24 protein-coding genes and 2 tRNA genes are annotated in these 23,333 nt (G+C 71.2%); 16 read left to right on the top strand and 10 right to left on the bottom strand.

Annotated elements, in window-relative coordinates:
• Positions 1-107: 107 nt before the first annotated feature.
• Positions 108-479, bottom strand: coding sequence for a hypothetical protein (locus tag AB0G02_RS10415; protein ID WP_360792267.1), 372 nt, complete (start codon positions 477-479; stop codon positions 108-110).
• A gap of 97 nt (positions 480-576) precedes the next feature.
• Positions 577-885 carry a helix-turn-helix domain-containing protein gene (locus AB0G02_RS10410; RefSeq protein ID WP_360792265.1) on the bottom strand — a complete coding sequence of 103 codons (309 nt, stop codon included), beginning with the start codon at positions 883-885 and terminating at the stop codon, positions 577-579.
• Positions 886-982: 97 nt separating this feature from the next.
• Between AB0G02_RS10410 and AB0G02_RS10405 the strand changes: the two genes are divergently transcribed.
• Positions 983-2,224, top strand: a complete 1,242-nt coding sequence (locus AB0G02_RS10405) for an MFS transporter (protein ID WP_360792263.1) — start codon at positions 983-985, stop codon at positions 2,222-2,224.
• Here the strand turns inward: AB0G02_RS10405 and AB0G02_RS10400 are convergent.
• The 3 genes from AB0G02_RS10400 to AB0G02_RS10390 all read right to left on the bottom strand — a co-directional run bounded on the left by AB0G02_RS10400 (position 2,158) and on the right by AB0G02_RS10390 (position 5,586).
• Complete coding sequence (locus AB0G02_RS10400) at positions 2,158-3,663, bottom strand: serine/threonine-protein kinase (RefSeq protein ID WP_360792261.1); 1,506 nt, start codon at positions 3,661-3,663, stop codon at positions 2,158-2,160. The two genes, AB0G02_RS10405 and AB0G02_RS10400, sit on opposite strands and share 67 nt — an antisense overlap.
• Positions 3,664-3,801: 138 nt before the next feature.
• Positions 3,802-4,377 (bottom strand): HhH-GPD-type base excision DNA repair protein, encoded by a 576-nt coding sequence (locus AB0G02_RS10395; RefSeq protein ID WP_360792259.1) that lies wholly within the window; start codon positions 4,375-4,377, stop codon positions 3,802-3,804.
• A 30-nt stretch (positions 4,378-4,407) separates the two neighbouring features.
• Positions 4,408-5,586: an LLM class flavin-dependent oxidoreductase gene (locus AB0G02_RS10390; RefSeq protein WP_360792257.1), complete on the bottom strand. Its 1,179-nt coding sequence runs from the start codon at positions 5,584-5,586 to the stop codon at positions 4,408-4,410.
• Between the two features lie 165 nt (positions 5,587-5,751).
• On the opposite strand from AB0G02_RS10390, the gene AB0G02_RS10385 reads away from it, so the two are divergent.
• A complete protein-coding gene (locus AB0G02_RS10385) occupies positions 5,752-7,200 on the top strand; it encodes a glycosyl hydrolase (protein WP_360792255.1) in 1,449 nt (482 codons plus the stop codon).
• An 8-nt stretch (positions 7,201-7,208) separates the two neighbouring features.
• Here AB0G02_RS10385 and AB0G02_RS10380 read toward each other — a convergent pair whose 3' ends face one another.
• A complete protein-coding gene (locus AB0G02_RS10380) occupies positions 7,209-8,327 on the bottom strand; it encodes a DnaJ domain-containing protein (RefSeq protein ID WP_360792253.1) in 1,119 nt (372 codons plus the stop codon).
• 57 nt (positions 8,328-8,384) lie between these two features.
• On the opposite strand from AB0G02_RS10380, the gene AB0G02_RS10375 reads away from it, so the two are divergent.
• The 3 genes from AB0G02_RS10375 (at position 8,385) to AB0G02_RS10365 (ending at position 8,880) form a co-directional block, all read left to right on the top strand.
• A tRNA-Ser gene (locus AB0G02_RS10375) sits at positions 8,385-8,458 on the top strand.
• A tRNA-OTHER gene (locus AB0G02_RS10370) sits at positions 8,459-8,531 on the top strand.
• A 91-nt stretch (positions 8,532-8,622) separates the two neighbouring features.
• The gene (locus AB0G02_RS10365; protein WP_360792251.1) at positions 8,623-8,880 is read left to right on the top strand and encodes a Prokaryotic metallothionein; all 258 of its coding nucleotides are present in this window, start codon (positions 8,623-8,625) and stop codon (positions 8,878-8,880) included.
• 78 nt (positions 8,881-8,958) lie between these two features.
• On the opposite strand, the gene AB0G02_RS10360 is transcribed toward AB0G02_RS10365, so the two are convergent.
• The gene (locus AB0G02_RS10360) at positions 8,959-9,438 is read right to left on the bottom strand and encodes a hypothetical protein (protein ID WP_360792249.1); all 480 of its coding nucleotides are present in this window, start codon (positions 9,436-9,438) and stop codon (positions 8,959-8,961) included.
• 142 nt (positions 9,439-9,580) lie between these two features.
• The gene (locus AB0G02_RS10355) at positions 9,581-10,387 is read right to left on the bottom strand and encodes a metal-dependent hydrolase (protein ID WP_360792247.1); all 807 of its coding nucleotides are present in this window, start codon (positions 10,385-10,387) and stop codon (positions 9,581-9,583) included.
• 283 nt (positions 10,388-10,670) lie between these two features.
• Between AB0G02_RS10355 and AB0G02_RS10350 the strand changes: the two genes are divergently transcribed.
• The 10 genes from AB0G02_RS10350 (at position 10,671) to yhjD (ending at position 21,286) form a co-directional block, all read left to right on the top strand.
• Positions 10,671-11,891: an NADP-dependent isocitrate dehydrogenase gene (locus AB0G02_RS10350; RefSeq protein ID WP_360792245.1), complete on the top strand. Its 1,221-nt coding sequence runs from the start codon at positions 10,671-10,673 to the stop codon at positions 11,889-11,891.
• A gap of 223 nt (positions 11,892-12,114) precedes the next feature.
• Entirely contained in the window at positions 12,115-12,429 is a 315-nt protein-coding gene (locus AB0G02_RS10345) for an SH3 domain-containing protein (protein WP_360792243.1), read from the top strand.
• A gap of 12 nt (positions 12,430-12,441) precedes the next feature.
• Entirely contained in the window at positions 12,442-12,660 is a 219-nt protein-coding gene (locus tag AB0G02_RS10340) for a hypothetical protein (RefSeq protein ID WP_360792241.1), read from the top strand.
• A gap of 9 nt (positions 12,661-12,669) precedes the next feature.
• The gene (locus AB0G02_RS10335) at positions 12,670-13,494 is read left to right on the top strand and encodes an exodeoxyribonuclease III (RefSeq protein ID WP_360792239.1); all 825 of its coding nucleotides are present in this window, start codon (positions 12,670-12,672) and stop codon (positions 13,492-13,494) included.
• Positions 13,495-13,510: 16 nt separating this feature from the next.
• A complete protein-coding gene (locus AB0G02_RS10330) occupies positions 13,511-13,819 on the top strand; it encodes a nucleotidyltransferase domain-containing protein (protein ID WP_360792237.1) in 309 nt (102 codons plus the stop codon).
• A 350-nt stretch (positions 13,820-14,169) separates the two neighbouring features.
• Positions 14,170-15,855: a TIGR03767 family metallophosphoesterase gene (locus AB0G02_RS10325; RefSeq protein WP_360792235.1), complete on the top strand. Its 1,686-nt coding sequence runs from the start codon at positions 14,170-14,172 to the stop codon at positions 15,853-15,855.
• Positions 15,856-16,052: 197 nt separating this feature from the next.
• Complete coding sequence (locus AB0G02_RS10320) at positions 16,053-18,572, top strand: bifunctional FO biosynthesis protein CofGH (RefSeq protein WP_360792233.1); 2,520 nt, start codon at positions 16,053-16,055, stop codon at positions 18,570-18,572.
• A gap of 234 nt (positions 18,573-18,806) precedes the next feature.
• Positions 18,807-19,022, top strand: a complete 216-nt coding sequence (locus AB0G02_RS10315; RefSeq protein ID WP_360792231.1) for a hypothetical protein — start codon at positions 18,807-18,809, stop codon at positions 19,020-19,022.
• Positions 19,023-19,116: 94 nt separating this feature from the next.
• The gene (trpS, locus tag AB0G02_RS10310) at positions 19,117-20,250 is read left to right on the top strand and encodes a tryptophan--tRNA ligase (RefSeq protein ID WP_360792269.1); all 1,134 of its coding nucleotides are present in this window, start codon (positions 19,117-19,119) and stop codon (positions 20,248-20,250) included.
• Positions 20,251-20,275: 25 nt separating this feature from the next.
• Complete coding sequence (yhjD, locus tag AB0G02_RS10305) at positions 20,276-21,286, top strand: inner membrane protein YhjD (RefSeq protein ID WP_360792229.1); 1,011 nt, start codon at positions 20,276-20,278, stop codon at positions 21,284-21,286.
• Between the two features lie 31 nt (positions 21,287-21,317).
• Here yhjD and AB0G02_RS10300 read toward each other — a convergent pair whose 3' ends face one another.
• Positions 21,318-21,662, bottom strand: a complete 345-nt coding sequence (locus AB0G02_RS10300) for a hypothetical protein (protein WP_360792227.1) — start codon at positions 21,660-21,662, stop codon at positions 21,318-21,320.
• Positions 21,663-21,686: 24 nt separating this feature from the next.
• A complete protein-coding gene (locus AB0G02_RS10295) occupies positions 21,687-21,923 on the bottom strand; it encodes a hypothetical protein (RefSeq protein WP_360792225.1) in 237 nt (78 codons plus the stop codon).
• A gap of 60 nt (positions 21,924-21,983) precedes the next feature.
• Here AB0G02_RS10295 and AB0G02_RS10290 point away from each other — a divergent pair, with 60 nt between their 5' ends.
• On the top strand, positions 21,984-23,273 hold the full coding sequence (locus AB0G02_RS10290; RefSeq protein WP_360792223.1) for a serine hydrolase: 1,290 nt from the start codon (positions 21,984-21,986) through the stop codon (positions 23,271-23,273).
• Positions 23,274-23,333 lie beyond the last annotated feature (60 nt).

Raw genomic sequence — 23,333 nt, 5'->3', positions numbered from 1 at the left:
GGGCGCTTTATCCGCCGGGCCTGCCGGCTTTGGCCTGCCTGGGGTACCCGTACGGGCCCCATGTCAAATCGAGCCAGCCCCGCACCGCCCTCACCTCACCCCTCACCTCACCCTCGCGCCGCTACCCACTCCCCAACCGTCTCCCGCAACCCCTCATCACGCACGTACGGCACCACCGGCTCCAACGCCCGTGCCACCACCTTCTGCTGCCGATCCGGAATACCGACCTCGGCCAGCACGTCGGCCGCCAACGAGTCCGGATCCGCCGCCCAAGGCCCCAACGACCGCACCAACCGCGCCCGCAACGCGAACCGGTCCGCCACCGCCCGCGCCCGCCGCACCCCGCTGCGCTCCCCGCCGTGCGAGGCCGCCAACGCCACCGCCGCCCACGCCAGCCGGTTCACCGAGGGGCGCTCGTCGTCGTAGACCCGCCCCTGCGCCGTGACCCGCACCCATTCCCAGTCGTTCGGGTCGCTCATCCTGAGGTCGCTCCTGAAGTCGTTCGTCCCGAACCCGCACGTCCCGAACCCGCACGTCCCGAACCCGCTAGTCCCGAATCCGCTCGTCCGAAGTCGCTCATCGTCGCGCAGCCAGGATCCCGTCCAGCAGGCCGGGGTAGAGGGCGTCCAGGTCATCCCGGCGCAACGAACTGATCCGCGACGTCCCCTGCGGTCGGACCCACACCACTCCCGCCTCGCGCAACGTCCGCACGTGGTGCGTGAGGGTCGACGCCGACACGCCCAGCGGCAGCAGCCCGCACGAGATGCCCTCTTCGTGCACCGCCAGCTCGCGGACGATCTGCAGCCGCACCGGATCGGCCAGCGCTTGTAGCACCGCCGCTATCCGGATCTCGTCCCTCGTGGGGTGGGCGAGCGTCGTGGTCATGGTGCCCATACTACGAGATCGGTCGAACTTTGATGAGGATCGTAGTACGGTTCCCGTCGAAGTTAGCTGAAACAACCACCCGACCGGGGGAGCGCTCATGTCCGCCCGTACCTACCTGCTCGCCGCCGGGGCGTTCGCCATCGGCACGAGCGGGTACATCGTCTCCGGCGTGCTGCCCGCCGTGAGCGAGGAACTGCACGTCTCGCACGCCACAGCTGGGCAGCTGCTCACCGCGTTCGCCATCGCCTACGCGATCTCGTCACCACTGCTCGCCGCGCTCACCGGCCGGTGGGAACGTCGTACGCTGCTCGTCGTCGCCCTCGGCGTCTCCGCCGTCGGCAACCTGCTCGCCGCTCTCGCCCCGAACTACCCCCTGCTGCTCGTCGCACGGGTGATCAGTGCGCTCGGTGCCGCCGTCTACACGCCCGGTGCGACGCTCGTCGCCACCGTGCTCACCCCGCCGCAGCACCGCGGCCGGGCCGTCGCGCTCGTGTTCGGCGGGTTGACGTTCTCCCTGGTCCTCGGCGTGCCCGTGGGCAACCTGCTCGGTGGGCCGCTCGGCTACCAGGGCGTGTTCGCGCTGATCGCGGTCGTCTCGGCAGTCGCCGCCGTCGCGGTGCGGCTCTGGCTGCCCCGCGTCGAGGCACCCGCTGTCGTCGGCCTGCGCCAACGCTTCGCGCCCGCCGCCGACCGGCGCGTCCTGATGGTCCTCGGGCTGACCGTGCTCGCGTGCCTCGCCGTGTTCAGCGTGTTCAACTACATCGCGCCCCTGCTCACCCGGACGGCCGGCGTGGAGGGCGTCGCGATCAGCGTGCTGCTCGTCGCCTACGGCCTGGGTTCGGTGCTGGGCAACTGGGCCGCGGGTCGCCTCACCGACCGCTTCGACACGCGCAAGCTGCTCGTCGTGCTGTTCAGCGGCTTCACCGTGGTGCTGGCGACGTTGCCGCTGACCATGGTCACCCCCGTGTCGGCCGCGGTGGCGCTGTTCGTGTGGGGTGCGCTGACCTGGTCGGCCAACCCGCCCATCCAGAGCTGGCTGATCGAGCTGGCGCCGGCCAACAGCGGGTTGTTGCTGTCGCTCAACGCGTCCGCGATCTACCTGGGCGTCGGGCTGTCCGGCGTGCTCGGCGGGTTGGTGATCAGCTGGGTCGGCCTGCTGCCGCTGGCTCCGATCTCGGCGTTGCTGGCCCTGATGGCCCTCGTCATGCTGATCTTCGCCCTCAAGCCGCAGACCTCTTCTACCTCCCACCCCCACGCCCTTGAGGACTCGCCTCAGGAGCCGAACGCACTGGTGGTCGTCTCTCCGCCCTCCGACGGGCTGGCCAAGCAGTGGAAGTAGGTCCGGTCGCCGTCCGCGAACCCGACGGCGGTGAAGTTCCAGTCCGACGTGTCCACGGTCGGTCGGGTGTTCGCCGCCATCACCTCGGCCGTGCAGACGTCGGCCACCTCGGGGGCCTTGACCAGCTCGTCGCTGTCGACGTCCGGGATGGGCCCGGACAACCAGCCGCCCGCGAACGCTTCCCAGAAGTGGTCCTCGGAGCAGTTGCCGACCCGACGCGCCGTCGCCGCCTTGCCGCCCACGGCCACGATGCCCCGGTAACAGGTGGGCTCGGCGACGCAGTAGCCGGTCGCGCAGTCCTCCAGGTCGGGCGGCGGCAGCGGCTTGCCGGTCGTCGCCCCCGAGGCCTGCCCGCCGGGCGTGCCGGTCGCGGTTGAGCTGGTCGCCCACCACCACGTCCCACCGGCCACGACGACCGCCAGCACGGCCGCGCCGACGACCAGCCCGCAGGGCTTCTTCGCCGGCCGGCCGTGCTGCTGCCCTGCCACGTACCCCGGCCCTGACACGTACCCCGGCCCTGACAACCGCCCCGGCCCCGACATGTGCCCCGGCCCTGAAACCTGTCCCGGCCCCTGCGCCGACAACCGCCCCTGCGCCGACAACCGCTCGGGCCCCGACAACCGCTCCACCCCGGCCGTCACGACCACCCGGCTCAACTCGTCCCGCAACTGCGCCGCGCCGGGCGTCCGACGTGCGACGTCCGGCTCCAACGCCCGCACCAGCACGGCGTGCAGGTCCGCCGGCACCCCCGCCACGGGCGACACCGGCGAGCGCAGCACGTCCCCCAGGTGGTCGAACGACTCGACCGGCCACGGCACAGGACGCGGCGGTCGGCCCGCGAGCAGGTCGTACAAGGTCGCGGCGAGCGCGTAGACGTCCGCGGCCGGCGTCGGCTGGGCCATCGCGAACGCCTCGGGCGGCGCGTAGCTGGGGCTCAACGCGTCCCGTGTGACCGTGCTGGAGCCCTCGGCGTCCAGCAGCGCCGCCAACCCGAAGTCCGCGAGCTTCACCGTGCCGTAGCGGTCCAGCAGGATGTTGCCGGGCTTGATGTCGCGGTGCAGCACGCCTTCCGCGTGGGCGGCGGCTAGGGCGTCCGCCAACTGCACACCGAGCTGCCGCACCCGTTCCGCGGTCAACGGCCCGCCACCGCGGACGACGTCGGCCAGCGACCCGCCCGTGCACAGCTCCATGACCAGGTAGGGCGTGCCGTCCGGGGTGAAGTTCGCGTCGTGCACCGACACCACGTGCGGGTGCCCGGACAACCGCGCCGCGGCGTGCGCCTCCCTGAGGAACCGCCGCCGATCGCGTTCCGTCCGCAGGACCCGGTTGTCGATCTTCACCGCGACCTCGCGGTTCAACTGGACCTGGCGGGCCCGGTAGACGGTGGCGAAACCACCCTCGCCCAACGGCGTGAGATCCACGAGTCCCGGCAGCTGCACGCCGGGACTCTAACCCGACTCCGCCCTGCTGCCCCTTCGCCGCCGCGGCTCCACCCCGGCACACCGACGTCTCCTACCTGCGCCGCAGCCACAACCCCCTGCACCGCAGCAGCTACAACTCCTACACAGCGGCAGCCCTCACCCCTGCGCAGCGGCCGCCTTCGCCGCCTTCTTGAACGCCCGCACCTCGGCCAACGTCTCGGGACTGGTGACGTCCGCGATCGACCGCCGCGACCCCTCCTCGCCGTACGCCCCGGCCGCCTCGCGCCAGCCCTCCGGCGTCACGCCGAGCTGCTTGCCGAGCAGGGCGACGAAGATGCGCGCCTTCTGGTCACCGAACCCGGGCAACGCCTTGACCCGGCGGAACACCTCCTTGCCGTCCGGCTTGCCGGACTTCCAGATGTTCGCCGCCTTGCCGTTGTAGTGCTCGATCACGTGCAGCGCCAACGCGTGCACGCGACGTGCCATCGACGCGCCGTAGCGGTGGATCGCCGGCGGCTGCACGCACAGCTCGACGAACTGGTCCACGTCGCTGTCCGCGATCTTGGTGATGCTGAACCCGTCCATCCGGTCCGCGATCTTCCGAGGGCCGGCGAAGGCGTGCTCCATGGGGAACTGCTGGTCCAGCAGGAGGCCCGTGAGCAGCGCGAACGGATCTTCGCTGAGCAGCTTGTCGGCGGCCGGGTCACCGGTCAGGCGCAGCTTCTTCGGCATGGCGCCATCCTCGCACCCCGCCCCGCGACCTCACCCCTCGAACTCGGGGATCAGGTCACCGATCAGGCGCAGGCTCTTCATCACGTCCGCGTGCTTCAGGCTGCCCACCTGGTGGAAGGTCATCAGGCGGTCGATGCCCAGGTCCGCGTAGACGCGCAGCTTCTTCCGGCACGTCTCCGGGCTGCCCACGATCAGGGAGTCCTGCTCGTTCAGCGCCTCGAAGATCTCCTCCGGGGCCACGTCGTCACCCTGCAGCACCCGGCCGATGACGAGTTGGGCCCGGTTCGGGCCGGTGAACGCCTCGGCCTCCGCCCGCAGGAAGTCGCCGGTCAGGCCGCCGCCCGACGGGTCGTCCATCAGTTCCTGCTGGTGCCGCACCGTCTCCACGAACTGGTCCGCGGCCTCGAAGAACGTCAGCGCCTTGACCGTGTACCAGGCCGCCGCCGCCACCGCACCGTCGCGGACCGCCTGCTCGTCGGTCTCCGCGCAGTGCACGAACGTGAAGAACGCGACCTGGTTGTTGACGTACGAGCCGACCGGGTCCGTGCACGCCTGCGCCGCCTCGCGGTACAGCGCGATCATCCGGCGCACGCGTTCCACGGACTCCCAGATGGTCGTCCCGAGCACGCCCACGCCCCGACGACCCGCCTCCTCGAACGACGCCGGGCTCGCCGCGGCCTGCCAGAGCGGCGGGTGGGGCTGCTGCAGCGGCTTGGGCACGATCGGCACGTCGTTGATCTCGAAGTCCTCGCTGGAGTGCGAGAACCGGTCCGACGTCCACATCCGGGGGATCATCTCGAACGCCTGCTGCGTCTGCCGGCGCGCGTCCGCCGGGTCGATGCCGAACAGCCGCCACTCCGGCGCGGTCGACCTGGTGAGGCCGAACTCCAGCCTGCCGCCGCTGAGGTGGTCGAGCATCGCGGCACGTTCGGCTGCCCTGATCGGGTGGTTGAACTTCGCCGGCGCGAGGACCGCGGAGTGGCCGAGCCTGATCCTCGACGTCTGCTGCGAGATCGCCGCCAGCATCAGCTCCGGCGCGGACGACAGGCTGAACTCGTCGGCACCGTGGTGCTCGACCTGCCACCAGCAGCCGTAGCCGAGCTCGTCCGCGAGCTTGGCCTGCTCCAACGTCTCCCTGATCCGCGCGTTCTGGTGCCCCTCCTGCCACGGGCGTGGGTCCTGGACCTCGTTGAAAACGTCGATCTTCATCAGCCCGGCTCCTCCCGTGGTCCGCAGAACGTAGCCCGCCGGCAGCCGCACCGGCAGGAGCCAATCGGTTGACTCCTTAACCGGTTAATCGGTAACGTCCGAGATCCGCCGCCCGTCCTTCGAAGGCCGCCGCCTTCCGAGAGGCAGGACGCAGTGCGAACAGCGATGACGCTGGTAGTCCTACTGCTGGCGACCCCCATGCCACCGGCCCAAGCCGCACCCACCGCCCAAGCCGCACCCCTCACCGCCCACACCGCACCCCTCACCGCCCAAGCCGCACGCCCCACCACCCGGACCACACCGCCGACCGCCCAGGCGGCCCCGCCACCCGTGCCCGTCGTCGACTACCTGAAGCGCATCACCGGCACCCGCACGGTGACCGGCATGCACAACAAGGAGCCGAACTCCGACCCCGCCCGCCACACCGCCAAGGTCCACGACATCACCGGTGTCTACCCCGGCCTCTGGGGCGGTGACTTCCTCTTCGCCCAGGACGACGTCGCGCACCGGCAGACGATGATCGACCAGGCCGCGACCGAGTGGCGCAACGGCTCGCTCGTCGCGCTGACCTGGCACGTCTGCCCGCCCACCAGACCGGCCACCTGCGGCTGGGACGCGGGCGTCAACGACGACCTCACCGACGCCCAGTGGTCCCAGCTGATCACCGACGGCACCGCGCTCAACAACGCCTGGAAGGCCCGGCTCGACGAGGCCGTCCCGTTCCTGCGGCAGCTGCTGGACGCCGGCGTGCAGCCGCTGTTCCGACCGCTGCACGAGATGAACGACGGCTGGTCGTGGTGGGGCGGACGGCCGGGCGCGAACGGCAGCCGCCGGCTCTACCAGCTCACCCACGACCACCTGGTCGGAGCCCGCGGCCTGACCGGCATGGCGTGGGTGTGGAACGTCAAGGACCTCGACCCCGCCGGCATCGCGGACTACTACCCGGGCTCGGCGTACGCCGACGTCGTGTCCCTCGACGCGTGGAACAGCTTCTGGCCCTCCGCGACCTACTACGACACCCTGAGGAACCTGGCCCAGGGCAAGCCGCTGGCGCTGGCCGAGGTCGGCCGGGTGCCCTCGCCCGCCGAACTGGCGTCCCAGCCCGGGTGGACGTACTTCATGGCGTGGCCGGAGTACTTCGACGACAAGCAGCTCAACCCCGACAGCGCCGTCCGCGCCACCTACTCGTCCCCGCGAGTGGTCAACCAGGGTGGGCTCACCGGTGGTGGCGGCAACCTCGCCCTGAACCGCCCCGCCTGGTCCACCGCGACCGAGAGCGCCGCCCACCCGGCGGCCCACGCCTTCGACGGCGACCCGGGCACCCGGTGGAGCAGCGCGTTCACCGACCTGCACTCGCTGTGGGTCGACCTCGGCGCGACCGTGCCGATCAGGCGCGTCCGGCTCGACTGGGAGGCCGCGTACGCCCGGCAGTACCAGGTGCAGGTGTCCACGGACGGCACGACGTGGACCACCGTCCACGAGAACTACGCGGCCGACGGCGGCACGGACGAGATCACGCTGAACACGAGCGCGCGCTACGTGAAGCTGTACGCCTTCCAACGCGCCACGCCGTACGGCTACTCGCTCTGGGAGATGGGCGTCTACCAGCAGTAGTACGAGTGCTAGGGGCCCTGGGTCCGCACGATCGGCACGACCTGGCCGATCAGCAGGCGCAGCGCCTCCCGGTCCACCGTGGCCGGGTCCTCGGCCAGCCAGTCACCGACCTCCTCGACGAACTGGGCGGGCGTCATCGGCGGCACGATGGCGTCCGCCGGTTCCTCGGTGGTCACCACGCCGTCCCGGCTCGGGTACACCAGCAGCGCGGTCCGGATGTCCAGCCACGGCAGCAGCTTCCGGTACACCGCGAGGCTGCGCGGCATCCTCATGCCGCCGCCCCGGAACGGGTGGCCGTTGCGCCACACCGTGCCGTCGTCCTCGGCCTCGTAGTGGCCGGGCAGCCAGGACTTCGACTCGATCAGCACCAGCCTCCGCCCGCACAGCACGGCGTGGTCGACGTCCGCGAACACCGAGCCGGGCCAGGCCAGGCCGTGGAAGATCCGCACGCCGGGCAGCCGGGTCAGGTACCGGCTGAGCAGCTCGGCGGTGAGCTGCTCGCACACCCGGTCGTCGGTGGTCCCGTGCACGACGCCGGTGTCGTGGTCCAGCGTGAACGCCCGGTCGGCCCGGATCGCGATTAGGTACCGCCGCACCAACCGGAACGCGGCCGCCGCCGCGGCGGCCACCAGGACCAGCCAGACTCCCAACGCCAGCGGCGAGAAGTCGAGCACGACCACGGGCAGCAGGAGGAAGAACCACCCGCACAGCGCGACCAGCGCGGGGGCGTGGCCCGGTCCGGCGGCCGGCACGTACCGGACCCGCTGACCCACGTCGACCAGGTGCCACCACGCGAGGTCGCCCAGGTCCACCACGGGCTTCGGAGGTACGAAGTCGGGATCGTCCCCGAAGTTGCGCAACCGACCGGTCCGGCCGGAGCGCGGCGGGCGGGTCGGCGTCGTCGGCCGTGCGCCCGGACGGGTGAACGTCCACCCCCGGTCGTAGTCACGCCGACGAGCCGGGTCGCGCAGGGTGTCATATGCCTCTTGCAGCATCCGGAAGGTGCCGGAGGAGCCGCCCGCGTCCGGGTGCATGACCTTGGCCAGGGAGCGGTAAGCGGACTTGATCTCCGCCTCGGACGCGTAGCGACCGACCCCGAGGAGTTCGTAGTAGTCGACCCCGCGCACGCGGCAGACCTTAGCGGCCCTGTCACCGGGACCGTGGTCATGGTTACTGTTGGGCTGGAGCCCGGTAGCGCAGTGGTTGTCGCGCCCTCCTGCTCGGAGGGAGGACGCCGGTTCGAATCCGGCCCGGCTCGGGACCATGTAGCGCAGTGGTTGACGCGCCCTCCCCCGGGAGGGAGGACGCCGGTTCGAGTCCGGCCTGGTCCGCTCGGCGCCCCGGTGGGTGCGGTTTCAGGCGCGCGACCCCGATGGGTGGGGTCGAGTTGCCGCGTCGTGCCGACCGGCGCACCCTTCGGCCATGGCGACTTGCGACGTCTGCGGCAACGACTACTGGATGGCCTTCGAGGTCCGCACCGTCGGCGGTGGCGTGCACACCTTCGACAGCTTCGAGTGCGCGATCCAGCGCCTCGCCCCGCGCTGCGAGCACTGCGACTGCCGCATCCTCGGGCACGGCGTCGAGGTGCAGGGCCGGTTCTTCTGCTGCGCCCACTGCGCGCGCAGCGCCGAGGACCTGGGCGCGCAGATCAAGGACACCGTGGGCGCGCACCCAGGCTGACCACCGCCACACCCGACACCCGCGACCCCGGAACCACGGACCCCGGACCGCGGATCACGGAACTGCGGAACCACCAGGTCAACCGCAGTCCAGCACCAGCCGACCGTTGACGAACACCGGTTGCAGGTCACCGCGCGCGTCCACGCTCTTCACCCCGTGCGGCAGGACCTCCTCGATCGCGCTGAACGCGAGGATGTCCGAGACGCCGTAACGACCGCGCAGCGTGCGCTGGCCGGGGAACCGCAGCGCCCGCCCCTCCCGCCGGTCGCGGTGGGCCAGCGCGGCCCGCAGCGCGCCGCGGGTGAGCGACTCCGGCCCGGCCAGCCGTTGCAGGGAACTGTTGTGCACCGCGACGCCGTAACCGCGCTCGATCAGCGTCGACAGGGTGTTGTCCGTCGGCCCCTCGGTGAGCCGGAACGAGATCGCGTGCCGTCCTTCCACCTCGTGCACGCACACGAGCTGCGCGTGGAACAGCAACGACTCGTACAGCGACACGGCGGCGGTGTCCGCTGTCGACCGGTCCTCGTGACCGGCGTTCAGGCCGAGCCAGGTCGTCATCCGGTCGGCTCGACAACGTTGTCGTGCTGGGGGTGGGGCACGAAGTCCTCCTCGGCGCGGGGTCGGCGCGGGACGGGAATTCGTGGAGGCTAGTCCGATCGGGTGATGATGTGGTAGCCGCCGAATGGCCGGTATCGGAATTTCAGATGGGCCACAGGTCGAAGGTTTCGAGGAACGGGAGCGCGCCGACCCGCTGGAGCGCGGCGGCGGACAGCCAGACGCTCAGGACCGTGATGATCGGACCGACGATCGCCATCTCGACCGTGCCGCCGGTCTTCATCCGCATGATCTTCGGCGGCGCGACGGGGAACCACGTCTTGCCCATCAGCGGGATCGGCCACAGGATCGGGCAGCCCTGCTCGGTGATCGCGTCGCCGAGGTAGTGGGCCACGCAGCCGATGCCGACGGCCACGCCGCACGCCGCCGCGCTGGCCGGCGTCTGCGCGGTCCAGGCCACGCAGGCGACGGTGATGGCGGCCGAGACGCCCGTGATGAGCAGGGCGTCCTTCTGCGGGCACCAGTCGTTCATGATCCCGCGCACGGCCAGGCCCGCGAACACGAACATCAGCGCCGGCAGCGCCCACTTCTGCGACTGCTGCACCACCGCCGTCGTGCCCAGGGCGGCGGCCAGCGCGAACACCAGCGTGTGCGTGAGGCCGCGGTGCCCGCCGTCGCGGTTGGAGTCCTTGCGGGTGCGCGTCGTGCGGTAGACGAACGAGCTCACCGTGTTGATCAGCGCCGACGCACCCGCGCTGACCGGCCCGAACGTGCGCGAGATCGTCGACGACGGGTGGTCGAGGTCGGGCAGGAGGGCGGCGCCGGTGGCGAGCACCGCGCCGACCGCCCAGCTCTGCGGCGCGAGGTGGCCGATGGGGTGGTTCTCCGCTATCGCGGTCACCGCGGCCCAGGCCAGCAGACCGCTCATGGCGTGGGTCGGACCCGTCGACAACGCTGCCCCCTTGATCACTCGTACGGGTGCGAGGTTAGCCGGACGAACGCCTCCGGCGGCGTAACGCGCGAACGCGTGTTCGAGTGTCGCCGCCGGTCGTCCCCGTGCGGCGGTCGGGCGGTGCGGCTGGTTGTATTGGGGCCGAGACCAACACGTGCCACCGGCGGTCGCGACGTCCCGCAGGTGTGACGCCGTTCCCTTTTTCCGCCGAGGTGGACGCAAGCAACCCGACATAGCAGTACGCTTGTCTTGCTTGCATTGTCGCGAGAGGAGCGCCCTGAGTATGGGCAAGATCAAGGTTCAGGGGACCGTCGTCGAACTCGACGGCGACGAGATGACGCGGATCATCTGGCAGTTCATCAAGGACAAGCTGATCCACCCGTACCTGGACGTCAACCTCGAGTACTACGACCTGGGCATCGAGCACCGGGACGCCACCGACGACCAGGTCACCATCGACTCCGCGCACGCCATCAAGAAGCACGGCGTCGGCGTCAAGTGCGCCACCATCACGCCGGACGAGGCGCGGGTCGAGGAGTTCGGCCTGAAGAAGATGTGGGTCTCGCCGAACGGCACGATCCGCAACATCCTCGGCGGCGTGGTGTTCCGCGAGCCGATCATCATCTCCAACATCCCGCGCCTGGTGCCGGGCTGGACCAAGCCGATCATCATCGGCCGTCACGCCCACGGCGACCAGTACAAGGCGACCAACTTCAAGGTCCCCGGCGCGGGCGAGCTGACCATCACGTTCACGCCCGAGGACGGCTCCGAGCCGATCAAGCACGTGGTGGCCAACTACGGCGCCGACGGCGGCGTGGCCATGGGCATGTACAACTTCAACAAGTCCATCGAGGACTTCGCGCGCGCCTCGTTCTCGTACGGGTTGCAGCGCAACTACCCGGTGTACATGTCGACCAAGAACACCATCCTCAAGGCGTACGACGGTGCGTTCAAGGACATCTTCCAGAAGGTGTTCGAGGAGGAGTTCAAGGCTCAGTTCGACGCGGCGGGCCTGACCTACGAGCACCGCCTGATCGACGACATGGTCGCGGCGGCCCTGAAGTGGGAGGGCGGCTACGTCTGGGCGTGCAAGAACTACGACGGTGACGTGCAGTCCGACACGGTCGCGCAGGGCTTCGGCTCGCTGGGCCTGATGACGTCGGTGCTGATGACGCCGGACGGCAGCACGGTCGAGGCCGAGGCGGCGCACGGCACGGTCACCCGGCACTACCGGCAGCACCAGGCGGGCAAGCCGACGTCCACCAACCCGATCGCGTCGATCTACGCGTGGACCGGTGGCCTCAAGCACCGCGGCAAGCTGGACAGCACGCCGGAGGTCACGGGCTTCGCGGAGACGCTGGAGCAGGTCATCATCGAGACCGTCGAGAGCGGCCGGATGACCAAGGACCTCGCCATGCTCGTCGGCAAGGACCAGGAGTGGCTGACCACCGAGGACTTCCTCGGCACGTTGGACGAGAACCTGCAGAAGCGGATGGCCGGCTGACGCCTGCCCGTTCGTGAACAGGGGACCGCCTCCGGGCGGTCCCCTGTTGCGTTCCCGCCCACCCCCTGGTCCCCGGCCCCGGCCCACCCGTCCCCGCTCCGGTGCGTTTCCGTGATGGCCTCACCCGTCCGGTTCCCCGGTGGGGTGGATTGTCGTCCGGGCCGGCCCACCACCCCGCCTGACGCGCTATATCTGCACCTCAGCAGAGGTGTCGGGAGGCGTGATGTTCGGGATTCCGGTGCGCGGCGTGGTCGTCGTCGGGGTGCTCGCGGCGGCCGGGTTGATGTACGTCGCCAACGACGGCCGCAGGCTCGGGGTGGAGGAGGTCGCCTCCCACGAGTGCAAGGTGACGGTGATAGCCGACGTCCTCAACGTCCGCTCCGGGCCCGCCGACACCCAGCCGATCGTGGCGACCATGCGGCGTGACGCGGTGGTGCGGGCCGAGCCCCGGGTCGAGAACGGCTTCCGGCTGCTGGCCGACGGGCGTTGGGTGAAGGAGGAGTTCGTGACGCCCACCTCGGACAGCAGTTGCACGTGATGTGATGGGTGGGTGTTCTTCAAGTGGCGGTGGCTCCGGCGTGATGTGGTGACGTGCGCGTGCGAGCCGGAGTGGCCGCGTCTGCGCGCGTCCGTGGACGGGCACGAGGTGACCGGGGTGCCGTCGCCGGAGGGCAGCAGCCCGCTGGTGCTGATGCTGGGGCTGTCCGCGTCCTGCACGGGGTGCGGCGCCGATTACCCGCACGGCTGGGCGGTCGCGGAGCGCCACTAGGCTGCCCGGGTGCTGACTGTCTCCACGATCAACGTCAACGGGCTGCGCGCCGCCGCGAAGAAGGGCTACGTCGAGTGGCTGGCGGCGACGTCTGCGGACGTGGTGTGCCTGCAGGAGGTGCGGGCCGAGCCGGGTCAGCTGCCGGACGAGGTGCGTTCGCCCGAGGGGTGGCACGTGGCGCACGCGCACTCCGAGGTCAAGGGGCGGAACGGGGTCGCGGTGCTGACGCGCGCCGCGCCGGAGGCCGTGCGGATCGGGTTCGGGGTGCCGGAGTTCGAGCACTCGGGGCGGTACGTCGAGGTCGAGCTGGCCGACGTGGTCGTGGCGTCGCTGTACCTGCCCAGCGGTGACGTCGGCACGCCGAGGCAGGACGAGAAGGACCGGTTCATGGCCGCGTTCCTGCCGTACCTGGTGGAGCTGCGCGAGAAGGCCGCCGTCGACGGGCGCGAGGTGCTGGTGTGCGGCGACTGGAACATCGCGCACCGGGCCGAGGACCTGAAGGCGTGGAAGACGAACCAGAAGTCGTCCGGGTTCCTGCCGGAGGAGCGGGCGTGGCTGGACCGGGTGTTCGGTGAGGCGCGGTACGTCGACGTGGTGCGCTCCCTGCACCCGGACGTGACGGGCCCGTACACGTGGTGGTCCTACCGCGGCAAGGCGTTCGACAACGACTCCGGCTGGCGGATCGACTACCAGGTGGCGACGGAGGGCCTGGCCGCGTCCGCCCGGACGGCCGTGGTGGAGCGGGCGGCGACGTATGCCGAGCGCTGGTCCGACCACGCGCCCGTCACCGTGGGCTTCGACTGGCCCAGGGCCGGCGATCCGGCACAATCGTGAGCGGGAGGTGACGTCCGTGCACGAGATCATCACGGCCAGGTTGTCCGAGGTCGGGGACTTGTGCCGCAGGTTGGGCGTTCGCCGGCTCGACGTGTTCGGGTCCGCTGTCGGTGACTCGTTCGACGTGGCGTCCAGTGACGTGGACGTCCTCGTGGAGTTCGACGCCGGACCGGGCTTCGACTACTTCGACAGCTACTTCGCCTTGAAAGAAGGGCTCGAACAGCTCTTCGGTCGACCGGTCGATCTCGTGAGCGGTTCCAGCATCCGCAACCCGTACTCCCGGCAGCGCGTGATGGAGACCCGGGAACAGTTGTACGCGGCCTGATCCCCGCGCCTACCTCTGGGACGCAGCGCAAGCCGTTGACCTGCTGCGTCAGTTCAGCGCCGGCAAGTCGTTCGCGGACTACGAGGCGGACGCCATACTGAGGTCGGCGGTTGAGCTGCCATCCGCGCGGACGGCCGTGGTGGAGCGGGCGGCGACGTATGCCGAGCGCTGGTCCGACCACGCGCCCGTCACGGTGGTGTACGGGGACTGACGGCACTGCCCCGCGGCGGGGTGGCGGAACCGGTCGACCGACGATCGACTTCGCTCGTTCGGCCCCACTTCACGCCGACTTCGTGACCTGCTCCCCGGTTCGTGAGAACTTTTCACCACACCGACGTGGGGAGTGGTCGATGGGGATCAGCCGACGGGGTTTCTTACGGGCGACGGGTGCGGCGGGTGCGGTGTTGCTGTGGGGTGGGCCCGCTTGGGCGGCCACCACCGGCACCACCCTGGACACCGCGGCGACGGCGGTGGGCGGCACGGGGTACCGGAGGTTGCAGGCCGGGCCCGGGTGGCCGTTGGTCGTGCGGTCGGACCTGGCCGCGCCCGGCGCGGGACGGGCCGACCGGCGCACGCCGCTGGCCTGCTTCGCCCAGTTCACCGACATGCACATGGTCGACGCGCAGAGCCCCGCCCGCTTCGAGTACACGCACCCGCTGATGGGCGCCGGGGCCTTCCGCCCCCACGAGACGATGACCCCGCACACGTCCACCGCGCTCGTCCGACGGGTCAACGCCCTGCGCACCGGACCGTTCACCGGCCGCCCGATCGACTTCACGATGACCACGGGCGACAACACCGACAACCACGAGCTGGTCGAGCTGGACTGGTTCCTCACCGTCCTCAACGGCGGCCGGATCACCGCCAACACCGGCGATCCCGACCGGTACGAGGGCGTGCAGGACTCCGGCGCCAAGGCCTACTGGAACCCGCACTCCGCCCTGGTCGACGACTACAAGGCCAAGGGCTTCCCGCAGGTGCCCGGCCTGCTCGACGCGGCGATCCGCCCGTTCGACAGCCCCGGCCTGGGCATCCCCTGGTACTGCACGTTCGGCAACCACGACGACAGCGTGGTCGGCACGCTGCCCGACGGCATCCCGCTCGTCGACGGCCTCTACACCTCCGACCGCAAGGTGATGGGCTTCGCCGACGCGCAGGTGCAGCGGCTCGTCCGGGCCATGACCGACCCCGCGCACCTGCTGGACGCGGCGGCCGTCCTGGCCGAGGGCGGGCTGGTGCGCACGGTCACCCCGGACGCCCGGCGCAGGCCGTTCACCACCGCCGAGTTCGTCCAAGCGCACCTCGACCCGCGCAACACCGGTCCCGGCCCGCACGGCCACGGCTTCACCCCGGACAACGCCGACGGCGTCGACGTCTTCTACGCGTTCCCGATCGCGCCCGGCGTCACCGGCATCAGCCTCGACACCACGACCACCGGCGGCTTCTCCGAGGGCTCGATCGGCCTGCACCAGTACCTCTGGCTGGAGCGGGTGCTCAAGCGCGGCAGCTCCCGCTACTACGACGCGTTCGGCTTCCCGCACCGTCAGGACGCCACCGACGAGCTGTTCATCGTGTTCAGCCACCACACCAGCTGGACCATGGACAACCTGCTGCCGGACACCCGCCGCCCGCTCGACCCCCGGCTGGGCGGTGACGCGCTGGTCGCGCTGCTCGGCCGGTTCCCCAACGTGGTCGCCTGGGTCAACGGCCACACCCACGAGAACCGGATCGTCCCGCACGGCACCGGCGAGCGCGCGTTCTGGGAGATCAACACCGCCGCGCACGTCGACCACCCGCAGCACGCCCGGATCATCGAGCTCGCGGACAACGGTGACGGCACGTTGTCGCTGTTCACGACGCTGATCGAGGGTGACGCGCCCTACCAGGCCGACTACGACGACGCCTCGCCGCGCGGGCTCGCCGCACTGGCCCGCGAATTCGCGTTCAACGACCCGCACGTCAACGTGAACGCAGTCGGGGCCGTCACGGACCGCAACACCGAGCTGCTCGTCGCCGGGAGGGCGCCGGTCCGCTGAGCCGGGGACGAGCCCTGGATGAGGCACGCACGAGCCACGGATGAGCCGCACACCGGACGCGCGCGAGCCACGCGCGAGAGGCGCGCACGCGTCCGGCGCGGGTCGTGAACGGCATCCGGGAGGAGCACCCGACAGCGCTTCGTGTCGGACGTCACACTGGGCGTGATCAGGAATTCTCCCCACCTAATGTCGTTGTCGTGCCCGTGGACATCTCGATCACCCCGCCGGAACCGACGCCCGGCGCGTCGGCAATGCGACGTGCGCTGCGCCGTGCCGCCGACGGCGCGGTGCTCGACGTCACCGAGGCCGCCGTGCTGCTGCACGCCCGCGGTGACGACCTGGAGGCGCTGCTGGACGCGGCGGGCCGGGTGCGCGACGCCCACCTGCTGGCGGAGGGGCGGCCGGGGGTCGTCACCTACAGCCGCAACGCGTTCATCCCGCTGACCCGCCTGTGCCGCGACCGGTGCCACTACTGCACGTTCGCGACGGTCCCGCACAAGCTGCCCGCCGCGTTCCTGGAGCGGGACGAGGTGCTGGACATCGCCCGCCGGGCCGCCGCCCAGGGCTGCAAGGAAGCCCTCTTCACGCTGGGCGACCGGCCCGAGGAGCGGTGGCCGCAGGCGAAGGAGTGGCTGGAGGCCCGCGGGTACTCCTCGACGCTCGACTACGTGCGGGCCAGCGCGATCGCCGTGCTGGAGGAGACCGGCCTGCTGCCGCACCTCAACCCCGGCGTGCTGAGCTGGGAGGAGTTCCAGCGCCTGCGGCCGGTCGCGGCCAGCATGGGGATGATGCTGGAGACGACGGCCGAGCGGCTGTGGTCGGAGAAGGGCGGCCCGCACTACGGCAGCCCCGACAAGGAGCCCGCGGTCCGCCTGCGCGTGCTCACCGACGCGGGCCGGGTGAACGTGCCGTTCACCACCGGCATCCTGATCGGCATCGGGGAGACGGTCACCGAGCGCGCCGAGTCGCTGCTGGCCATGCGCGGTGTCGCCCGTCAGTACGGGCACGTCCAGGAAGTGATCATCCAGAACTTCCGCGCCAAGCCGGACACGGCGATGCGCGGCATGCCCGACGCCGACCTGCACGAGCTGGCCGCCACCATCGCGGTGGCGCGGCTGGTCATGCCGTCGTCCACGAGCGTGCAGGCGCCGCCGAACCTGGTCGGCGGCGAGTTCGGCCTGATGCTGCGCGCGGGCATCGACGACTGGGGCGGCGTGTCGCCCGTGACGCCGGACCACGTCAACCCCGAACGGCCGTGGCCCCAGGTCGACGTGCTGGCCGAGCACACCCGTGAAGCGGGCTTCGACCTGCGGGAACGCCTCGCCGTCTACCCGCGGTACGTGACCGCGACCGCCGGGCAGTGGATCGACACCCGGCTCACCGCGCACGTGTCCGCGCTGGCGCGCGAGGACGGGCTGGCCGAGCCGGACGCCCCCGTCGTCGGCCGCGAGTGGCAGGAGCCCGATGGCGGCCTCGACACCTACGGCCGGGCCGACCTCAACACCGCCATCGACACCGAGGGCCGCACCGACGACCGCCGCGGCGACTTCGACAGCGTCTACGGCGACTGGGCGTCCCTGAGCGTCCCCAAGGCCGTCGAACGGCTGCCCGAGGACGCCGCGCGCGCCCTCAAGCTCGCCGCGGACGACCCCGGCAGGCTGCTCGACGACACCGACGCCGCCATGGCGCTGCTCACCGCGGACGGCGCGGCCCTGGAGACCATGGCCAGGCTCGCCGACGAGCTGCGCGCCGAGGTGGTCGGTGACGACGTCACCTACGTGGTCAACCGCAACATCAACTTCTCCAACGTCTGCTACGTCGGATGCCGCTTCTGCGCGTTCGCCCAGCGTGAGCGCGACGCCGACGCGTTCCGGCTGTCCGTGGCGGAGGTCGCGGACCGCGCCCAGGAGGCGTGGGACGCGGGCGCCACCGAGGTCTGCATGCAGGGCGGCATCGACCCGAAGCTGCCGGTCACCTACTACGCGGACGTCGTGCGCGCGATCAAGACCAGGGTGCCGGGCATGCACGTGCACGCGTTCAGCCCGATGGAGGTCGTCAGCGCGGCCGCCAAGGCGGGCGTGAGCGTGCGCGAGTGGCTGACCGAGCTGCGTGCCGCGGGCCTGGACACGATCCCCGGCACGGCCGCCGAGATCCTCGACGACGACGTGCGCTGGGTGCTGACCAAGGGCAAGCTGCCCGCCGCGACCTGGCTGGACGTGGTCGCCACGGCGCACGAGGTCGGCATCCGCTCGTCGTCCACGATGATGTACGGCCACGTCGACCACCCCGGCCACTGGCTCGGGCACTTCCGCGCGCTGGCGGCGCTCCAGGACCGCACGGGCGGCCTGACCGAGTTCGTCGGCCTGCCGTTCGTGCACCGCAACGCGCCGATCTACCTGGCGGGCGTGGCCCGGCCCGGCCCGACCCGGCGCGACAACCGGGCCGTGCACGCGTTCGCCCGGCTCGCCCTGCACGGGCGCGTGGACAACATCCAGTGCTCGTGGGTGAAGCTGGGTGACGAGGGCACCGCCGAGGTGCTCCGCGGAGGCGCCAACGACCTGGGCGGCACGCTGATGGAGGAGACCATCAGCCGCATGGCGGGCTCCGAGCACGGGTCCGCCCGCAGCGCCGAGCAGCTGCACGCCACGGCCGCCCTCGCGGGTCGCCCGGCCCGGCAGCGCACTACGACATATGGCCGAGTGGACGCGGTCCGGTAACCCCCTGCGGGCACGTGCGGCGGCGGCTGTGGTTAGTCTGCCGCCGGTCGCGTTTACCTGAACCGAACACGTCAGCCCAACAGCTTCGGTAGGTTCGCGGCGGTCCGTCAACAAGGATCACTCCTCCGTGGAGTGGCACGGTGTTGGTGAGGAGGCTGGGCAGTGCGCGGTCGCGGTGCGGTCCTCGGACTGGTGCTTGGTGCGGCGTCTTCCCTGGTCGTCGAAGGTGTCGCGGTGGCAGCCGACGACGCGGCGGCAGCCCCGGTCTCGCTGGAGGCCCCGGTCGGCATCGCCGCGGTGGCGTTCGGCGTGATCGGCCTGGTGGCAGGCCTGGTCCGCCACCGCCGGACGTCGTCTCCGCGCACGGCTGCCAACCAGCGCGTCGTCCCCGCGGTGGCCGTCGTCGACGGCAACCCGGCCGAGGTGCGGCCCGCCACCACCGGGGTCTGATCGACCTGGGAGGATCACTCCCGTGGTCGTCGAAAACTCCGCTGAGAACGTCGCAGGCGAGACCGTCGGCACGCCTGCCGAGAACCCCGCTCCGGTGAGCCGGCCCCGCGTGCTGTCCGGCATCCAGTCGACCGCGGGCTCCTTCCACCTGGGCAACTACCTGGGCGCGCTGCGCCAGTGGGTCGCCCTCCAGGAGACGCACGACGCGTTCTACTTCGTCGCTGACCTGCACGCGATCACCGTCGAGCAGGAGCCGAAGGTGCTGCGGCACAACACCAGGGTGGCGGCGGCGCAGCTGCTCGCCCTGGGCGTCGACCCCGACCGCTCGGTGCTGTTCGTGCAGTCGCACGTGCCCGAGCACGCCCAGCTCGCCTGGGTGCTCCAGTGCCTGACCGGGTTCGGCGAGGCCAGCCGGATGACCCAGTTCAAGGACAAGTCCGCGAGGCAGACCAGCGGCGGAGCCGGCAATCAGACGACCGGCGGCGGAGCCGGCAACCAGACGACCGGCGGCGGAGCCGGCAACCAGACGACCGGCGGCGGAGCCGGCAACCAGACGACCGACGGGGGAACCGGCAACCAGACGATGGCGGGCGTCGGCGTGGGCCTGTTCACCTACCCGATCCTGCAGGCCGCGGACATCCTGCTGTACCAGGCGCAGTACGTGCCGGTCGGTGAGGACCAGCGGCAGCACCTGGAGCTGACCCGCGACCTGGCCCAGCGGTTCAACACCCGCTACGGCAAGACGTTCCGGCTGCCCGAGCCCCACATCGTCAAGGACACCGCCAAGATCTACGACCTCCAGGACCCGACGTCGAAGATGTCGAAGTCCGTGCCCGCGGGCGTGGTGGAGCTGCTGGAGGACCCGAAGCGGTCGGCCAAGAAGATCCGGTCGGCGGTCACCGACACCGGGCGCGAGATCGTCTACGACCCGGAGCGGAAGGCGGGCGTGAGCAACCTGCTGGTGATCTTCTCCGCGTTGACCGGGCGTTCGGTGGAGTCGCTGGTCACCGACTACGACGGCAAGGGCTACGGCGACCTGAAGAAGGACCTCGGTGAGGTGTTCACCGAGTTCGTCACGCCCGTGCGGGCGCGGGTGGCCGAGTACCTGGATGACACGGCCGAGCTGGACCGGGTGCTGGCGCGCGGTGCGGAACGGGCGCGCGCGGTGGCGTCGAAGACCCTGGCGCGGGCCTACGACCGGATCGGCTTCCTGCCGAGTGGCGACTGATCACTTCACGCACTAGCTTTTCCGTGTGGCGGAAGAGGCTGAGCCGGAGTCCAGGATCGACCGGATGCGCCGGCAGCGGCCGTGGCTGGACCACCTGTTCCGCGCGTCCCAGCGCTACACGGAGAGCTACGGGTCGCACTACGCGGCGGCGGTGACGTACTTCAGCGTGCTGTCGCTCGTGCCGATGCTGATGATCGGCTTCGCGATCGCCGGTTTCGTGCTGGCCTCGGAGCCGACGCTGATCGAGGAGCTCAAGGCGAGCATCTCGGAGGCCGTGCCCGGCACGCTCGGCGAGACCACCAACAAGGTCGTCCAGCAGGCCATCGACTCCAAGGGCACGGTCGGCGTGCTCGGCCTGCTGACCGCCGCGTACTCCGGGCTCGGCTGGATCGGCAACCTGCGCGACGCGCTGACCGCGCAGTGGGGCCACCCGAAGGAAGACCTGCCGATCCTGAAGACGGCGGTGAAGGACCTGCTCGCGCTCGTCACGCTCGGCGCGGCGCTGGTGGTGTCGTTCGGCCTGACGGCGGCCGGCAGCGGGTTGGCCGAGCTGGTGCTGCGGTGGGTCGGCCTGGACGGCGTCGGGTGGGCCGAGGCGCTGCTGAAGCTCGGCACGATCGCGCTGGGGCTGGTGGCGAACTGGCTGGTGTTCCTGTGGGTGCTGGCCAAGCTGCCGCGCAAGCCGTTCAGCCTGCGCAGCGCCGCGAAGGGCGCCGCCGCGGCCGCGCTCGTGTTCGAGGTGCTCAAGCAGGGCGGGACGCTCTACCTGAGCACCGTCACGGCGTCACCGGCGGGCGCGGCGTTCGGCCCGATCATCGGCGTGCTGTTCTTCGCGAACCTGGTGGCCCAGTCGCTGCTGTTCATCACGGCCTGGACGGCCACCGCGCGGGAGAACCTGGCGCGCGACCTGCCCCCGCCCCCGCCGCCCGCGGTGATCCGGCCGGTGGTCGAGGTGCGGTCCGGCCCCAGCCCCCGCACCGCCTTCGGGCTGGTCGGCGCGGGGTTGCTGCTGGGTGCGTTGTTCCGGCGGCGCTGATCTCCCGACCGCGTCCGGACGGCGGCCGTTCCTACGTCCAGAAGACGGCGATGCCGACGTTCACCACGACGAGGCCGGCCAGGACGGGCGTGAGCCAGGCGGCGGGCCGCTTCTTCAGGTTGACCGCGACCAGCGCCGCGATGACGACCAGGACCAGCAGCTTCACGCCGATCTTGACGTTGTTGTAGTCCTGGTCGGTCAGCGGGGCCATGCCCATCAGCGCCACGCCGGTGAGCAGCTGCAACGCGCTGCCGTGCAGCCAGCCCTTGTTCAGCGGCGCGTCGGCCCCGATCCGGCGCTGGACGAAGAACATCGCGATCAGCATGCCCATGCCGAGCAGGTGCAGGAACACCAGCAGTAGGCGCACGAACTCCACGGCGGAGCCTCCAGGTGTGGTGGGTCACTCGCTCTTGCCGCGTGCGGCGGCGCGCAGGCCGCGTGCGCCCAGCACGCCGATGACCGTGCCGAACGCGAGCGACGCGACGACGAGCAGCAGGTGGACGGTGAAGAACGCGGTCGGACCGCCGTCCCACGAGCGGGGGTCCTTCCAGATGTTGCGCAGGAAGGTCGGCCAGATCACCCAGGACCACACCCCGAAGGCAAGCAGGAACACGGACATGCCGCGGGAGAGCTTCACCCGAGCAGTATCCGACGTGGCGGGTGCAGGTCCCTCATCCGGGGTGGTTAGCCTGGTCGGGTGCGTTCCTCCGCGTTCCGACGGCCCGTTGCCCTGGTCCTGGCTGCTTGCGCGCTGATGTCCGGCGCGGCGTTCGTGGCCGCACCGGTCGCGACGGCCCAGCCGGCCTGCGAGAACAAGGTGTCCCCGCCCCCGCCGGTGGACACGTCCGAACAGGTGGCTCCCGGTGAGAAGCCGCCACCCCCGATCGAGGTACCTGAGAGCCCGATCGGGGGACAGCGGCTCGGTGAGTGCGGTCTCGTGCTGCCACCGAACGCACCCGTGCCACCCGACGGCATCACGGCCGCGAGCTGGCTGCTGGCGAACCTGGACAACGGTGCCGTGCTGGCCGCGGTCGACCCGCACGGCCGGCAGCGGCCCGCGTCGGTCATCAAGGTGCTGCTCGCCACGGTCGTGGCCAAGGAGCTGCCGCCGAACGCGACCGTGGCGGCGACGCAGGAGGACATCGACCAGGAGTGCACCTGCGTCGGGCTGCGCAACGGCGGTGAGTACACCGTCGAGCAGATGCTCCAGGCGCTGGTCATGGCGTCGGGCAACGACGTGGCGCACGCGCTGGCCCGCCGGCTGGGCGGCGTGCCGTCGGCCATCCGGAAGATGAACGCCCTGGCCGCCGAGCTGGGCGCGCTGGACACGCGGGCCGTGACGCCGTCCGGCCTGGACGCGCCGGGCACCTCCACGTCGGCCTACGACGTGGCGTTGATCTTCCGCGAGGCGATGAAGTACCCGGACTTCGCCAAGGCCGTGACGCTGCAGCGCATCGACTTCCCGGCCCCGGACGGCAACGGGACCGTGCCGGTGGTGAACGACAACCGCCTGCTGGCGGCGTACCCGGGAGCGCTGGGCGGCAAGTCCGGCTTCACCGACGACGCCCAGCACACCTACGTCGGTGCGGCGGAGCGCAACGGCAAGCGGCTGGTCGTCGTGCTGCTGCGCGGCCAGCAGCAGCCGACCAGGATGACCGAGCAGGCGGCGAGCCTGCTGGACTACGGGTTCGCGCTGGAGCCGTCCGCGTCCAGCGTCCCGGTCGGCCGGCTGGTCGAGGGCGCACCGCAGGCGAAGAAGAAGACCACCGAGGCGCGTCCGACGCCCACCAGCGCCGCCGTCGGCGAGGTGGCCAACTCGACGCCGGACGGCACCCAGCCCTCGGCCATGCAGACGGCGTTCGGCAACGTGGGCGGCCCGATCACCGCCGTCGCCGCCCTCGGCCTGGTCCTGGGGCTGCTCCTGTACCTGCGCAACCGCCGGGCCAAGGCCGCCCGAGCCGCACGCGCCGGCGCGCAGCAGTCCTGAGCGTTCAACTCGGGGTACCGGAACGTAGGACACGCGCGACGTGAACCTAGGACACGCGCG

Source organism: Actinosynnema sp. NPDC023658 (assembly GCF_040639995.1).
Classification (GTDB): Bacteria; Actinomycetota; Actinomycetes; order Mycobacteriales; family Pseudonocardiaceae; genus Actinosynnema.
The sequence above is the reverse complement of the archived record's forward strand: the minus strand, read 5'-3'. Positions and strand labels throughout refer to the sequence as shown.

Bases quoted from the DNA above. Each gene is read 5' to 3' on its own strand.
- AB0G02_RS10415 (WP_360792267.1), bottom strand. From the start codon at position 479: ATGAGCGACCCGAACGACTGGGAATGGGTGCGGGTCACGGCGCAGGGG.
- AB0G02_RS10345 (WP_360792243.1), top strand. From the start codon at position 12,115: ATGTTCGGGATTCCGGTGCGCGGCGTGGTCGTCGTCGGGGTGCTCGCG.
- AB0G02_RS10410 (WP_360792265.1), bottom strand. From the start codon at position 885: ATGACCACGACGCTCGCCCACCCCACGAGGGACGAGATCCGGATAGCG.
- AB0G02_RS10385 (WP_360792255.1), top strand. From the start codon at position 5,752: ATGACGCTGGTAGTCCTACTGCTGGCGACCCCCATGCCACCGGCCCAA.
- AB0G02_RS10365 (WP_360792251.1), top strand. From the start codon at position 8,623: ATGGCGACTTGCGACGTCTGCGGCAACGACTACTGGATGGCCTTCGAG.
- AB0G02_RS10395 (WP_360792259.1), bottom strand. From the start codon at position 4,377: ATGCCGAAGAAGCTGCGCCTGACCGGTGACCCGGCCGCCGACAAGCTG.
- AB0G02_RS10390 (WP_360792257.1), bottom strand. From the start codon at position 5,586: ATGAAGATCGACGTTTTCAACGAGGTCCAGGACCCACGCCCGTGGCAG.
- AB0G02_RS10325 (WP_360792235.1), top strand. From the start codon at position 14,170: ATGGGGATCAGCCGACGGGGTTTCTTACGGGCGACGGGTGCGGCGGGT.
- AB0G02_RS10350 (WP_360792245.1), top strand. From the start codon at position 10,671: ATGGGCAAGATCAAGGTTCAGGGGACCGTCGTCGAACTCGACGGCGAC.
- AB0G02_RS10405 (WP_360792263.1), top strand. From the start codon at position 983: ATGTCCGCCCGTACCTACCTGCTCGCCGCCGGGGCGTTCGCCATCGGC.
- AB0G02_RS10360 (WP_360792249.1), bottom strand. From the start codon at position 9,438: ATGACGACCTGGCTCGGCCTGAACGCCGGTCACGAGGACCGGTCGACA.